Annotated in this window: 8 protein-coding genes; 2 read left to right on the forward strand and 6 right to left on the reverse strand. The window is 68.3% G+C overall.

Features of this window, described 5'->3' with window-relative positions; all coding sequences use genetic code 11:
- Positions 1–98: 98 nt before the first annotated feature.
- Positions 99–3,533, reverse strand: a complete 3,435-nt coding sequence (locus tag OO63_RS41695) for a LamG-like jellyroll fold domain-containing protein (RefSeq protein ID WP_234311124.1) — start codon at positions 3,531–3,533, stop codon at positions 99–101.
- An 891-nt stretch (positions 3,534–4,424) separates the two neighbouring features.
- On the opposite strand from OO63_RS41695, the gene OO63_RS28080 reads away from it, so the two are divergent.
- Positions 4,425–5,498, forward strand: a complete 1,074-nt coding sequence (locus tag OO63_RS28080) for a chitinase (protein ID WP_030357994.1) — start codon at positions 4,425–4,427, stop codon at positions 5,496–5,498.
- Between the two features lie 117 nt (positions 5,499–5,615).
- Here OO63_RS28080 and OO63_RS28085 read toward each other — a convergent pair whose 3' ends face one another.
- The gene (locus OO63_RS28085; RefSeq protein ID WP_030357993.1) at positions 5,616–6,950 is read right to left on the reverse strand and encodes an Nramp family divalent metal transporter; all 1,335 of its coding nucleotides are present in this window, start codon (positions 6,948–6,950) and stop codon (positions 5,616–5,618) included.
- A 150-nt stretch (positions 6,951–7,100) separates the two neighbouring features.
- On the opposite strand from OO63_RS28085, the gene OO63_RS28090 reads away from it, so the two are divergent.
- Positions 7,101–8,450, forward strand: coding sequence for a M14 family metallopeptidase (locus OO63_RS28090; protein WP_030357992.1), 1,350 nt, complete (start codon positions 7,101–7,103; stop codon positions 8,448–8,450).
- A 63-nt stretch (positions 8,451–8,513) separates the two neighbouring features.
- Here the strand turns inward: OO63_RS28090 and OO63_RS28095 are convergent, their stop codons facing one another.
- The 4 genes from OO63_RS28095 to mycP form a co-directional block, all read right to left on the reverse strand.
- Positions 8,514–9,029, reverse strand: a complete 516-nt coding sequence (locus OO63_RS28095; RefSeq protein ID WP_125262007.1) for a hypothetical protein — start codon at positions 9,027–9,029, stop codon at positions 8,514–8,516.
- Positions 9,030–9,151: 122 nt separating this feature from the next.
- Positions 9,152–11,329 (reverse strand): DUF6571 family protein, encoded by a 2,178-nt coding sequence (locus tag OO63_RS28100; protein ID WP_030357990.1) that lies wholly within the window; start codon positions 11,327–11,329, stop codon positions 9,152–9,154.
- A gap of 31 nt (positions 11,330–11,360) precedes the next feature.
- A complete protein-coding gene (locus tag OO63_RS28105; RefSeq protein WP_030357989.1) occupies positions 11,361–11,786 on the reverse strand; it encodes a hypothetical protein in 426 nt (141 codons plus the stop codon).
- A 1-nt stretch (position 11,787) separates the two neighbouring features.
- Positions 11,788–13,062, reverse strand: coding sequence for a type VII secretion-associated serine protease mycosin (gene mycP, locus OO63_RS28110; RefSeq protein ID WP_033264533.1), 1,275 nt, complete (start codon positions 13,060–13,062; stop codon positions 11,788–11,790).
- Between the last annotated feature and the right edge of the window lie 1,051 nt (positions 13,063–14,113).

The raw sequence follows: 14,113 nt of genomic DNA on the forward strand, positions 1-14,113 counted from the left end.
CGTGTCTCCTTGCGTGGGGTCGCTCGACGGCGACCCCACGCGGTCGAAAGGCAGAGGAAAGGCTGGGGAAGAGGACCCGAGGTGAAACCGCCGCGCGCCTACGTCGAGGGCTCTGCGATCTGGTCGGTCACCTGCGCCGGGGTCATCGCCCCCGTCCACATGCGCAGCTTCGCGAGATCCCCCGGAAGGTAGTGGCCGGTCTTGCCGTCGGCCGATCCGCGCCCCACCGTCAGGGCACCGTCGCCCTGCTGGGGCCGTGCGATTCCGGCGTCGTCCTCGCCCTGCTGGGCGAACTGCCCGACGTAGAGCTTGGCCACGCCGAAGCGCTGGTCGCCCTCGTCGTCCGTGAAGTCGAGACCCGCATCGAAGACGCCGGTGACGTCGACCCAGGTGTCCCACTCCTCGGGGCCGATCGGCTCCTCCGCCTCGACGACAGCGCTGGCGGCGACCTTTCCACTGGCGCTGACCGCGGTCCGCCCGAACTTCCACCGATAGATGTCGTCCCCGGTCTTCTCCACCCACAGCGCCCAGGACGACTCCTTGCCCACCGGCGTGGCCTGCCCGGCCACGAGCCCCCGGTAGCCGACGGACTTCCCCGCCAGCTCGGACTTGGTCAACCGCACTCGCGCCGACACCGTGAACGACCCGGTCTCGTCGACAACAGGGCCCGCCGCCGAGGCATAACCGCTCTTGCCGTCCAGGACGAGCGCCGTCGCGTCGTCGCCCGTCAGCCGGGCACCCGAGTCCGACAGGTCCATCGCGCCCCTGCGGTAGGGGAAGGCCGTGCTGGACGAATCGTCCGGATCCTCCGGGCTCTCCGTGACCTTGCCGGCGGAGGAGATGGTGGCGTCCCAGTGCCCGACGAGTTCGTTGGTGGGTGCGCCCTTGCGTTCGAGGCGGCCCTCCTCGCGGATCTCATCGGGCTCCAACGGCCGCTGCCAGGTGGCGATCTCGTCGACCCGGCCCAGGAAGTAGTCCCCGTAGCCACCGCCGACCTTGGAGCGCCCGACCATCATGTTCCGGTCGGCTGTCCACGGCGTGTACGTGGGGGCCTCGTCCGAGAGGACCACTGGTTTCCCCTGCGGGCGCCCGTTGACGTAGAGCTGGATCGTGTCGTTGCTCTTGTCCGTGTCGCCCTGGGTGTCGAAGACGCCGACGAGATGTGTCCACACCTTCAGCGGGGGATTCTCGGCGTTGGCCAGGGACCGGATGTAGACAGGACCGTTCTTGTCCCGGTCGGTGCGGTTGAACACCCACTTCTTGGCGGCGGACGAGTAGTAGAGCGTGAAGGCCGAGCCGTGCTCGCCCGGGGCGGACAGGATCGCGCGGTTGGTGGAGGCGTCGGTCAGATACGCCCACGCGGACACCGTGAAGGAGTCTTGCGTATTGACCGGGACGCCGTCGGTGGAGGCGTAGCCGACCTGCTTGTCCGGGTCGCTGAGGTTGTCGTTGAGGCGCAGCGAGTAGTCCCCGGCGCCCCGGCGGCCCATCGTCGACCAGCCGGTCCCCGCCTCGTCGCGCAGGACGACGTCATGGTGTGCACCGACCTGGCCGGTGTCGTTGGCGGTCAGCTTGCTCGATCCCGGGCCGGCGTCGTCGAACCGCCAGCGACCGGTCGAGCCTTCGGCCAGGCCGACCTTGAAGTCGAACTCGGCGGGCGGCCCCCAGCGGACCCGGCCTTCCCCGTCCTTCTTCAGGTCACTGGCCTCCACCGAAAGTGTCTGGGTCCCTGCGAGTCCCGGCCTGACGGCCGCAACGCCGGACCCGTCGGGCCGAGCCTTCACTGTCTGCGTGGCGTCCGCCTCCGAGGTCAACAACCGCCATCGGTACTGCTGCACATCCTTGTCCGCTCGGTTCGGCTTGAAGATGAAGGCGCCCCGTGCTCCCGGATGTCCGTTCGCCGCGCAGTCGTTGGCCACACACTCCGTGTACGGCATGTGCGACTCGATCGTCGGTTCCTTCGGCGCCGTCGAGTCGATCCGCAAGTAGCACCACTTCGAGTACGGGGAGAAGAGGTCGCCCTTCTTGCCGCCGTAGACCCAGTGCGACTGAGTGCGCGCCTTGAAGCGGTAGAGGCCGCCGTCGGCGCGCTTGGTGGTGGTTGTCTCCTCCCTCGTGCCGTCCGGGGACCAGCCTGAGTCGGGCTCGTAGTCCTTCCACACCTCGGACCACGAACCGGACGTCGTATCCGTGCTGGAGCGCTGCATCACGAACTCGGCCTGCAGCGAGCCCTCTTCATCGCCCTGGTGCTGCTCGACCTTGGTCTGGACGCTGGCCTGGACCTTCGGAGAGTCCACCGTCACGGTCAGCGGATCCTTCGCGGGTCGACACTGCGCCTTGTTTCCCGTCCCCGGAATCGCCCCGACCGACGTCGGCACCCCCGGCTTGTGCATGTACCAGACCTTGAGCTCGGCGTTGTTGTCGAACCGCTTCCACGCCCGCGGCTCCCCCTCGTCCTTGGCGCGCAGCATCAGCGTGAGCCGGGACATCTTGCCGTTCGCGAGGGCGCGCACCGTCGAGGTGAGGTTCTCGTCCTTCTCGGCCGGGTTGTCGTTGAACTCGATCCAGGAGTTGGGCTGTTCCGGGCTGCACAGGTTTCCCCGTCCCGCGGAGACGTAACGATCGCCCATCTGGTTCAGCTGCTTCGGCCCCGGCCACCGCGTGCCCTCGGAGATGTTGTCCGTGCGCTCCAGGTCGACCCAGTGCGGCGAGCAGTTGTACGACCAGGTCTCGTACGCACGGAAGGTGGCGTCCAGGACGTGCTTGCCCGCCAGCTTCGACGCGCCGAACTCGAAGTACATCCGGTCCGTATAGCCGCCCATGCTGCAGTAGTAGTCGTCCGCGATGCCGCAGCGGCCCACGCCCTCGGGCTCGCTGAACTTCCAGAACTTGTCGCCGTCCGACGACAGCTTCGTCCACTCGGATCGGCCGAGGCCCACCGACGGGTCGATGAAGACCGGGTACACGGTCTTCTCGCCACGCAACAGATCGAGGTCGGGGGTCACCGACACCGCGCCGTCCCCAACGGATACGGGGAGGTCAGCGGTCGCGTCACCCGCTCCGGGCAGCGCCGGGTCCTCGGTGGCGCCGTTCCCGGTCGGCCGCTCTCCCGCGGCAGCCGACCGCAATCCCTTGCGAGGTGCGGGCGCGGCATCGCCGGCCGAGTCCCACATCTGTCCAGAAGGCCCCCGGAAGACGGCGTTCCCGTCGGCGTCCACCGCGCGCAGCCCACCACCCTCGCCGGGTGTCACGCTCAGGCCTTCGCCGCGGGCGGTGAGCCTGACCTTCTCCAGTTCCGGACTCGCGGCGGCGTCGGCCGTCTTGACCACGAGCACTTCGCGGTACCCCTCGGCCGTCGCGGTCAGTTGCAGGTCCACGCCGTTGACGGGCACGTTCGCGTACGTGGCCGTGGCGCCGTCGAGCGACGGCTCGGGCAGAGTCGTCGGCCAGCCGAGCTTTAGCCGCTGCTCACCGGCTCCGAGGCTCAGCAGCCCCGCGCCGCCGCCACCGCCCGAGAAGGCTAGATCCACCACGGCCGACTTCGGCCCGACGGTGCCGTCGGCACGCTTCTCCAGCGTGACGTCGATGTCCCGCCACGCCCCGCTCTCGTCCCGGGCACGCTGCGGCTCCGTGGACTGGTCAGCACGAAGCTGCCGTCGGGGTTGGCCGTGGTCGTCGTGTACTCGGTGCGCTCCATGGTGACTTCGACCGGCTCACCGGTCGCCACCGCCCGCTCCGACGCCGCCTGCTCCGTCAGCGTGGATGGTGGCGTCGAGGCGTTTACCTCACCTTCGGGAACGGCGAAGGCGACCGCGGGAAGCAACGAGAGGAGCACGGCCGCCGCCGAGACTCCCCCCCCCGTCACGCGATGTGATCTCTCACGAATTCGGGCATGGCTATGCCCCCACCTCAGCCTCACAGTCCCCACCCCAGAGTCACAAGAGCTTCACAAGTTTGCAGGCGGAGTGAGTAAACGCGGAGCGAGTTCCCCAAGTCAAGGTGAACAGCGGCACAAAGCTGAGCAATGACGAGCCCCTGACGGGCCCCAGAGGAACGGAACTTGAGGCTCCAGCTGAGCCTTTCGACCCAAAGTCGCTACGCGCCGTAGCCATTCATGTGCACCCGCAACACAATCGCGCCATTCGAGAGAAGCCTGGAGCAGCGACAGCTCGGCGTCCAGGTTTGCCAGAGCGACGCCATCGCTGCGATCGCACGCCGAGTGCGACCGAGCAGATGCAGCCACAGGGAAAGTCGCCCGGTCACTCCACGTAGCGCCGCTTGCACCCGACCTGACATGCCATCACCCACCCCCCTCGGCGCCAAAACTCTTGACAACCCCATTGGTCTGGACCACCTTGTACGACCAAGCAGCGGTGGCCACCGTTTTCGCACCTCCTCCCCGACTCCCCCCACGGAGGCAGAAGATGGACCGCGCACGCAGAACAAGGAGCGCCCTCGTCGGAGGTCTCGCCGCGCTCGGGCTCGCGATCGCCGGGCTCGCGACCGGTGGCACCGCGAGTGCCGACGCGGCGCCGGGCGCGAAGGACGCCGGTTCCCGGGCCGCGACCGGGACGCAGGCCGCCGGGACCGAGGCCGCCGCCGGAGCCAGGGCCGTGCCCAAGCACGCCGTCACCGGCTACTGGCAGAACTTCAACAACGGCGCCACCGTCCAGAAGCTCAGCCAGGTGCAGAACCAGTACGACATCATCGCGGTGGCCTTCGCCGACGCCACCGGGACGCCCGGGCAGGTGACCTTCAACCTGGACTCGGCCGGGCTCGGCGGGTACACCGTCGACCAGTTCAAGGCCGACATCAAGGCGAAGAAGGCCGCGGGCAAGTCCGTCATCATCTCGGTCGGCGGTGAGCGCGGCGCCGTCGCGGTGAACAGCTCCGCCGCCGCGACGAACTTCGCCAACTCCGTCTACTCGCTGATGCAGCAGTACGGGTTCGACGGCGTCGACATCGACCTGGAGAACGGACTCAACTCCACGTACATGACGCAGGCGTTGAAGTCGCTGAGGCAGAAGGCCGGTTCCGGGCTCGTCCTGACGATGGCGCCGCAGACCATCGACATGCAGAACAAGAACAACGAGTACTTCAAGACGGCCCTGAACGTGAAGGACTTCCTCACGGTCGTCAACATGCAGTACTACAACAGCGGTTCCATGCTCGGGTGCGACGGCAAGGTGTACAGCCAGGGGTCCGTGGACTTCCTGACCGCCCTCGCCTGCATCCAGCTGGAGGGCGGGCTCGCGCCGTCCCAGGTCGGCATCGGCACCCCCGCGTCGACGCGCGGCGCCGGGTCGGGCTACGTCGCCCCGTCCGTCGTCAACAACGCCCTCAACTGTCTCGCCAAGGGCACCAACTGCGGCTCCTTCAAGCCGTCCAAGACCTACCCCGGCATCCGGGGCGCGATGACCTGGTCGACCAACTGGGACGCGGCGGGCGGCAACGCGTGGTCCAACGCCGTGGGTCCGCACGTACACGGGCTCCCGTAGAGCCCCCTTTCACCGCAGCGCCGCCGCTCCCCCGGCGGCGCTGCCGCACGTCCCGGCCGTGGCCGCCAGCCGTGGCCGCTAGCCGTGGCCGCTAGCCGTGGCCGCTAGCCGTGGCCGCTAGAAGAAGCTGCTCCAGTCCTGGTCCGTAACCTGCTTGACGCACAGGATCAGGAACAGCAGGCCCGCGATCGCCAGCATGCCGTTGCTCAGCCAGCCGTTGCGCCACTCGGCGGGCGTGCGCGAGGAGTTGAGCAGCCAGATGAGAGTCAGCGCGAGGAACGGCATGAAGGCCGCGCCGAGCACTCCGTAGATGATGATCAGGCGGAACGGCTGCCCCTCGAAGAGCAGGATCATCGGCGGGAACGTGAGCCACAGCAGATACGCACGGAACGGCAGCGACTTCTCGCGGGCCCCGGACGCCACCTCCGCGCCGCTCAGGGCCGCGCCGTCGGCGCCCGCCTTCGACTTGCGGGAGCGCTCCACGAAGTCCGCGAACATCAGACTCACGCCGTGCCAGACGCCGATCAGGGACGTGAAGGACGTCGCGAGGAAGCCAATGAGGAACAGCTTGGAGGTGGCCGTCCCGTACTCCTTCTCCAGGATGTCGCCGAGCTGGACCAGACCCTTGTCACCACTGGCGATGGCGACGTTCGCGGAGTGCAGCAGCTCGGCGCCGACGAAGAGCATCGCGACCACGAAGATGCCCGTGGTGATGTACGCGACGCGGTTGTCGAGGCGCATCACCTTCATCCAGCCCGTGTCGGTCCAGCCCTTGGCGTTGACCCAGTAGCCGTACGCGGCCAGCGTGATGGTGCCGCCGACGCCGCCGATCAGGCCGAGGGTGTTGAGGATCGAGTCCTTCTCGTCCGGCAGCACCGGGAGCAGGCCCGCGAAGGCGTCGCCGAGGTTCGGGGTGACGCGGATCGCCAGGTACACGGTCACGACGAACATGATCCCGACGAGGATCGTCATGACCTTCTCGAAGACCTCGTACTTGTTGAACCAGACGAAGACCAGGCCGACGAGGCCGGTCAGGATCGCCCACCACTTGAGGTCCATGACGTCCGGGAACAGCGCCTGCAGCGGCAGCCCCGACGACGACATCGCGGCGGCCCCGTACACGAAGCCCCAGATCACGACGTACACGACGAAGAACCACGTCGTCCAGCGGCCGATGCTCGCCCAGCCGTCGAAGAGGGTGCGGCCCGTGGACAGGTGCCAGCGGCCCGCCGCCTCCGCGAGGGAGATCTTCACGACGCAGCCGATGACGGCGGCCCACAGCAGGGTGTAGCCGAAGTTGCTGCCCGCGATGAGGGTCGCGACCAGGTCACCGGCGCCCACGCCGGTGGCGGCGACGACGATGCCGGGCCCGATGTACTTCCAACTGGACTTGCGGGGCGCGGACGCGACGTCCCCGCCGGCTGCGCTGGGTCCACCCTTGGTTTCGGCCATGCGATCAAGAAAGCGCAAAGACTCCTGGTGCACAAGGGGTACGCCGGGACGGCTCAAAGGAGCCATTGACCGGAGCATGCCACGCCGCGACCATGGGGCCGCACGCCCGCACGTCGCACGGCTCGACCCCCCACCCCCACAGGAGCACACATGCGACTTCGCATACGCGGAAAGAGATCAGCGGCCCTCGCGGCCATGCTGGCCCTCGCGGTCGCGGCGCCCCTCAGCGCCAACGCGTCCGACTCCTCGTCCCCGTCGGCCAGGAAGGCGGCCGCCGCCACCGCGGCCGACGAGGACGTACGCCAGTACTCCATCCCCGGCCCCTCGACCCCCGCCGCCCGCACGGCGGTCGCCGCCACCGGCGTGTCCATCGACGAGGCCGACGACCACGCGGTCGTCGTCACCGCGGACGCCGCCCAGGCCAGGAAGCTGCGCGCCCTCGGGTACACGCTCAAGGTCCTGCCCGCGCCGCCCGCCCGCACCGACGGCAAGCGCGTCGAGGTACGGGACTTCCCGCCCGCCGACTCCCGCTACCACAACTACGCGGAGATGAACGCGGAGATCGACCAGCGGCTCCAGCAGTACCCGAGCCTCATGAGCAAGCGCGTCATCGGCAAGTCGCACCAGGGCCGCGACATCGTCGCCATCAAGATCAGCGACAACGTCGGCACGGACGAGGCCGAGCCCGAGGTCCTCTTCACCCACCACCAGCACGCCCGTGAGCACCTCACGGTGGAGATGGCCCTCTACCTGATGCGCGAGCTGGGCGCCGGCTACTCCACCGACGACCGCGTCAAGAAGATCGTCGACTCCCGCGAGATCTGGATCGTGCCGGACCTCAACCCCGACGGCGGCGAGTACGACATCGCCAGCGGGTCCTACCGCAGCTGGCGCAAGAACCGTCAGCCCAACGCCGGTTCGGCCAACGTCGGCACCGACATGAACCGCAACTGGAACTTCAAGTGGGGCTGCTGCGGCGGTTCCTCCGGCTCCACCGGCTCCGAGACCTACCGCGGCCCGCGCGCCGAGTCGGCCCCTGAGGTCAAGGTCGTCGCGGACTTCGTCCGCAGCCGGGTCGTCGGCGGCAAGCAGCAGATCAAGGCCGGCATCGACTTCCACACGTACAGCGAACTGATCCTGTGGCCGTACGGCTACACCTACGCCGACACGGCCCCCGGCCTCACCCAGGACGACCGCGACGCGTTCGCCGCGGTCGGCCGCAAGATGGCCGCGAGCAACGGCTACACCCCCGAACAGTCCAGCGACCTCTACATCACCGACGGCTCCATCGACGACTGGCTGTGGGGCAACCAGAAGATCTTCGGCTACACCTTCGAGATGTACCCGCGGTCGGCCGGTGGCGGCGGGTTCTACCCGCCGGACGAGGTCATCGAGCGGGAGACGTCGCGGAACCGGGATGCTGTGCTGCAGCTTCTGGAGAACGCGGATTGTATGTATCGGTCTATTGGGAAGGAGCAGCAGTACTGCTCCGGCTCGTGAGCCTGCTTGAACCACGGCGTGGGGCGTCCGGTTCGGGCGCCCCACGCCCCGTGCACTGGGCCGTCAGGCGCCCCTGGGTGTGCCGAGAGTGGGCAAGCCAGCGGGGAGAGCGGTGCTGTTGTCACAGCGGTACACCTGGCGGGTGGCCATGCGGAGGGTTTCCGCGGCGAGTTCGGCGAACGCCTCGGTGTCAGAGCTGTTGGCCGAGGAGTCCTTCCGGGCATCGACGCTCACCTCGATGATTCCGGTCTCGCCGTCATCCCGACAGTCGATCAGAAGCGCGGCGCCGTGCTTCGAAGTGTATCCGTAGGACTCTCCGATCGAGAGTGACGCATTGCCCGGAGTCCTGGACTCTTCCCTGACCTTCGCCCTTGCGTCATCGGCCGCCATGATCTCGAGGGAGGGCGCGTTGAAGTGGCGGTTGTACTCAACCCTTATCCGCTGGCCCCCGCCCGTGAGGGTACAGGTCGGAGGCGACTCGCCAGGACGGAATTCGGCACCGAACCCAGTTCCGTTGATGTACTCGAAGTACTTCTTCCCGCTCTTCGGCAGAATTTGAGCTGCGGCTTTCGCAGGCAACGATTTATCGCACACCCGAGCGGGAACTGACACAACCGTTTCATCGGATGGCCACAACTGCCATACGGCAACTCCTACGAGGACTGCCACTACGGCTGAACTAGCGCTCCAGAAGGATTTCCTCATCCGGCGCCGCCCCCACTCCGAGTCTCAAGTCTATAGAAGACCTGGATATCCTTTTGCGCAGCATCAGCCAGTGCCGTTGCCTTGCGCTCCGAGTAGCCCTGCTCGATGGCAGCCCGATGGGTCGCGTCGAACACCGCTTTGCTGGAACCCTCAAGTTGATCACTCAGGAAATCTTCCCTTTGCTGACCTGCTGCCCCACTCGAGTCTTGGGTATATTTCTCGACAACGGACTCACGGGCATCCTCAGCGATCCAGCTGACCACATCACCAACAACCGGGAACTTGTTGGCTCCGAGGTCAATGACGCGACCAGCCCACTTGTCAGCGGTGCGAATTCCCTCGTTGAACTCCGCGTCCCGCGCGATCCTGTCGTCGTACACGGCTTGCGTGCGCGCTTCTGCCATGACTCCCGCGATCTGGCCTCCTGGAGAAACCAGGTTCTTCACGTCGATCGCGAGCATTCCGTCGGACATTCCCTCCCGGTCGCGAAGGGCCTCATTGACGAGGTCCGTGGTGACGGACTGCTGGGCGTTGAGGATGGCGCCGTAGGCGTCAGGGTCCTTTCCGACCGCACCCAGGAAGTCCCGCAGGGTGGAACCCCCCACCGAGCCAAGGTCCGCGTTACTTCCGTGAGTCGCGATCCGCCGCTCCCCGTTCATCCCGTCCTGAAAGTCCCGCATGTACTCCGCCGTGATGTTCCCCATGCTCCCCCGCAGCTTCGAGTCCTCCAGGTGCTCCGGATTGCTTCCGTAGTAGTCCACTAGGCGGTTGACGAAGGACGCGCTGGCGTCCGAGTGGGGCTTCCGGGGGCCGTCGGCGTCGTAGGGGGTCTGGTTGGCCGCCGATTCCAGGGCGTGGCCGAGGCTCGTCTCGTACTGGTCGCGGGCGCCGCCGCCGATGCCCAGCGGCTTCGCGGCGTCGTACAGGCTGTTGCGGGAGCCCTCCCCGTGGCCGACGAGGTAGTCCCAGTGGCTCTTGGCGTCAGGGCCGCTGTGGAGGAACTGGAGGGATGCCTCCGGGTTGTGGCCGAGGGCCTCCAGGAAGCCGGACACGGCGTCGTCGGGGGCGTCGGGGAGGTGGTTGAACAGGGCCCCGGACGGCCGGGGCTCGAAGAGTGGGAGCCCCTTCTCGTGTTCCAGGAGCGCGTCGCCGTAGCCCTGAAGGAACTTGGTGTCGAACTTCCCCTTCTGCATGAGGGTCGACATGACGTCGAAGCCGTACGGCGGGGTGCCTCCGCCCGTGCCTGGGGCGGCGGGAAGGCGTTGGCCGCCAGCCTCGATGATGTCCTTCTTCCAGGCGTCCATCGCCGGGCTGTCGACCCGGGTGGCCGCGGCCAGCGTGAGGCTCAGGTTGTCCTGTACGCCGCCGAGGATCTCGGCGCGTTCGCGATCCACCGCGCCCAACGTGCCGGCCGGGTGGGCGAGGTCGCGCCAGAAGCGGAGGGTGCCCTCGGCGCCCAGTTCGGTGGCGAAGCGCTCGGCGAAGACGGGGGTGTCGCGGTAGCGGTCGAGGTCGTCGTTGAAGCGTTTGAGCTTCGCGTCGCTCCACCCGGCGACGTCACCCTTGGCGATCTCCTTGGCCCAGCGGTCCGCGTCCGCGCGGCCCTGGAGGTCCTTCGCGTGGTCGAGGCTGTTCACGCGGACGTCGGAGAAGTCGTGCTTGCCGCGGGCGAGGGCGCGCAGGGCCCGTTCGGCGATGCGGTCCGTCTCGTCGGCCTCACGCAGGACGCGGGTGGCGTCCAGCATGACGGCGATCAGGTCCGCCTGCGTGGGAACTCCGTCCTCGGCGGCGTCACGCGGGGAGCGGGCCTCCGCCCCGCCCGCGGGGGTGATACGGATGTTGCGCTTCGCGGCGCCGGCCTCCACCCGCTCCATCTCGTCCTTGTGCCGGGCCAAAGCCTTGAGTGCGCCCTGAAGGACGGCGAGGACGCTCCGCGCCGATGTGACGGCGTCGTCGAACTCGGATGCCGTCTTGACCACGAACGCCTTTCCCACCGTGGCGTTGACGCCCTGCCAGTCAGCCAGTTCCGCCGTGCGCTTGAGCAGGGCCGCACTGTCGGCGCCGCCACCGCCGGTGGCCAGCTCGTTCAGGCGCCGCGCCATCGCCTCCCAGTCGTCCACGGCGGAGGTCAGCTTGCCGAGCCTGAGTCCGAGGAGGTCCGGAACGGTCAGCATGCTCGTGCCCTCGTCTCCAACCCCTGCTCCGTCACTTCATGTACGTGTCGATGGCCGACACCGAGACGGACGTAGCCACCTTGTCGTCGTCCTTCTTGTGCTGTGCGCGGGTGAAGTCGAGGTGGTTGGAGATGTGGCCGCACGCGTCGACGAGGGTCCTCGACTTGGAGTTCCACGCGTCGTGCAGCGTGGTGAGGGCCGTGCCCATGCGCAGTCCCTCGTTGGACAGTTCGACAGCGGCGCCGAAGGTGGCCTCGCGGGCGTGGTCGGAGTCCCTGCGGAGGCGGTCCCGGAGGCGGTAGGCGATGCCGCCGAGGCGGCCCAGTTCGGCGTCGTGGACGACGAGATCTCCGGTGGCGCCGGGACCGGTGGAGGGTTCCGCCTGGTTCAACCGCGTACGGGCCGCGGCCCTCTGGGCAGCCGCGGCCTTCAGCTGCTCCCACTCGTCCCACGCCATCTCATTGCCTCCCCGTGAGGTGCACGCTCCCCGCGGCCCGCCGCTTGCGGACCGCCAGGGCGGCGACCGCCCCACCGATCAACGCCGCGGCACCAACGCCCGTTACGATCCAGGCTGTTGCGCCAGCGCCCGCGCCTCCGCTGTCGGCGGTCTCAGGGGCTGCGGCGGGGCTGCCTTCGTCGTCGGGCGTCGCCGCCGCGGAGCGTGACGGGGATGGGGACGACGAGGACGACGAGGATCTGGACTGCTTCAGGTCCGGCAGCGGGTACTCGTCCGGTGGGCCCGGATCGCCGGGGTTCTGCAGGGCTACGCGGGGGCGGACGATGCCGTAACCGATGGAGTCGTTGCGCTTGGCGCCGTCCGTGGGGGCGCCGATGGTGTTGAGCATGACGCGGAGGACCTGGTTGTTGGTCCAGTCGGGGTGCTTGGACCAGATGAGGGCGGCGCTGGCGGAGGCGAGGGCGGTGGCCGCGCTTGTACCGTGACCTTCACACGGGCCACCCTTGCCGTTCGGGCACGCCGTGAAGATCTCGTCACCGGGTGCGGCAACGTCCACTTGGGGACCGTACTGAGACTCCTTCGTCTTACGGAGGTCCTTCCCGACAGCCCCAACTGCCGCCACGCCTGGCGTGGCGGCCGGGTATCTCAGGGCCGATGTTCCTTCGTTGCCTGTCGAGGCAAAGACAAGCGCACCCTTGCCAAGGGCGTACTTCACCGCAGCAGTGAGTTGCTCTGACCCTTTGATGGTTCCCATGGAAATGTTGATGATCTTCGCTCCGGAGTCAGCCGCGACACGGATACCTCGGCTGAACTCCTCGTTGGACGCTTTGGTGTGCCGGTTCGCATCCAACCCGTAGTCCGGCAATCGAATGGGGAGAATCTTGGCGCCGGGCGCGAGGCCAAGCGTGCCGTTACCCCTGCTTCCCTTTCCTGCGCCCGCGATCAGGAGCGCCATGGAGGTTCCATGACCCTCATAGTCGGTCCGCGCGTCCCCCGGCTCTGCCGGGGCCATGTCCTTGCCAGGGAGGACCCGGCCTCTCAGATCCGCGATCTCGTCATCAACGCCCGTGTCGATGACACTGACTGTCACGCCTTCACCCGTGCTGGTACGCCACATCTGCTCAGCCTTCATAGCGCTGAGGTGCCACTGCTTCTCGCGTACGGACTCCGCGTGAGCGGGCGTAGCAGCCACGCCGCCCAGCAACAAGCCCACGACACCGGACAAGATGCACCGGAGCGGACTGTGCGGCGATCTGGCAGACATCTGCTCTCTCATGATCTCTTGGTCTCTCGGGACGGGATCAGTCGATGACGGGAGGCACTACCCGGCGGCTGTTCGGCAACCAGGTCTCCTCGTCCTCGGTGAGGTAGTCCGGCCTGCCGTTCCGCTCCTCGTCACGTCGCGAACGTGGCGGCTGGGAGGCGTTAGGCGGCACGGCATTGCGTACGGACGGAGTCGAAGGGGTGCCGCTGCCGCTGGGGTTCTTGCCCCGTACGAGGCCTGATCCCCCTGATGTGAAAGCGCGGGCACCGCCCCCGCCTGGCTGCCGCCGAGGCTGCCCCCCTGCGACTCCGTTGCTCGCACCCAACGGTCGTTGCCCGGGGGTCTCAGAGGCACGCCCAGAACCCGACCCTCCTGGGCCCGTACCGGCACCATGTGGGCCACCGATGACCGTGCCTCGCGGCGGCCCGCCGGACGGACCGGGCGCCAACGGCATCGGACGACCTCCCACGACGCCATCACGTCCCGGTGCAGGTCCAGGCGTCGGCCTGCCGGACGGCAAGGAAGGCGCACCACCAACGACGGGCCGCACCGGGCCTGGCGGGCTCGACGGCATGGGTGGGGAAGCCCCCGGCCCACGGTCAGGCTTCGGGCCCACAGGCGATGCCGAAGGAGGGCCACCGACCACCGGCCTGGTCGGGGCCGGGGGACTTACAGGCCTGGGCGGCAGCCCGCGGGCGGGAACAGGCCCCACCGGCCCACGGCCAGGTGGCACGGGCGAGCGGCCGCCGGGCCCCGCACGCCCTGGACCTGGCGGGATTGCCGGGTTCATGGGCGGGTTGGGACGCGTACCCGAAGTTGGCGGAAACGTGCCGATCGGTGGTGTCGTACCGGTGTCGGGCTTGACTCCGCTCGGTGGGCCACCCGGATTCGCCGACGGTGTCGGAGACGTCGGAGGCAGCGTCGCTGTCCCGTCGATCTCCACTCCCACAGGCTCGACAGCAACAGGCTCCGGTGCCTGCGGCGCGGGCGGCCTCTGCACCGAGCCTGGTGCGTCAGGGCCCACGCCGACGCCGCTTGGTCGGTCGTCTGCGATGGGTGACCG

This window comes from Streptomyces alboflavus (genome assembly GCF_000716675.1).
In the GTDB taxonomy this organism is placed as follows: Bacteria; Actinomycetota; Actinomycetes; order Streptomycetales; family Streptomycetaceae; genus Streptomyces; species Streptomyces alboflavus.

Excerpts from the sequence above, each read along its gene's own strand:
- OO63_RS28080 (WP_030357994.1), top strand. The coding sequence starts at position 4,425 with ATGGACCGCGCACGCAGAACAAGGAGCGCCCTCGTCGGAGGTCTCGCC.
- OO63_RS28085 (WP_030357993.1), bottom strand. The coding sequence starts at position 6,950 with ATGGCCGAAACCAAGGGTGGACCCAGCGCAGCCGGCGGGGACGTCGCG.
- OO63_RS28090 (WP_030357992.1), top strand. The coding sequence starts at position 7,101 with ATGCGACTTCGCATACGCGGAAAGAGATCAGCGGCCCTCGCGGCCATG.
- OO63_RS28100 (WP_030357990.1), bottom strand. The coding sequence starts at position 11,329 with ATGCTGACCGTTCCGGACCTCCTCGGACTCAGGCTCGGCAAGCTGACC.
- OO63_RS28105 (WP_030357989.1), bottom strand. The coding sequence starts at position 11,786 with ATGGCGTGGGACGAGTGGGAGCAGCTGAAGGCCGCGGCTGCCCAGAGG.
- mycP (WP_033264533.1), bottom strand. The coding sequence starts at position 13,062 with ATGAGAGAGCAGATGTCTGCCAGATCGCCGCACAGTCCGCTCCGGTGC.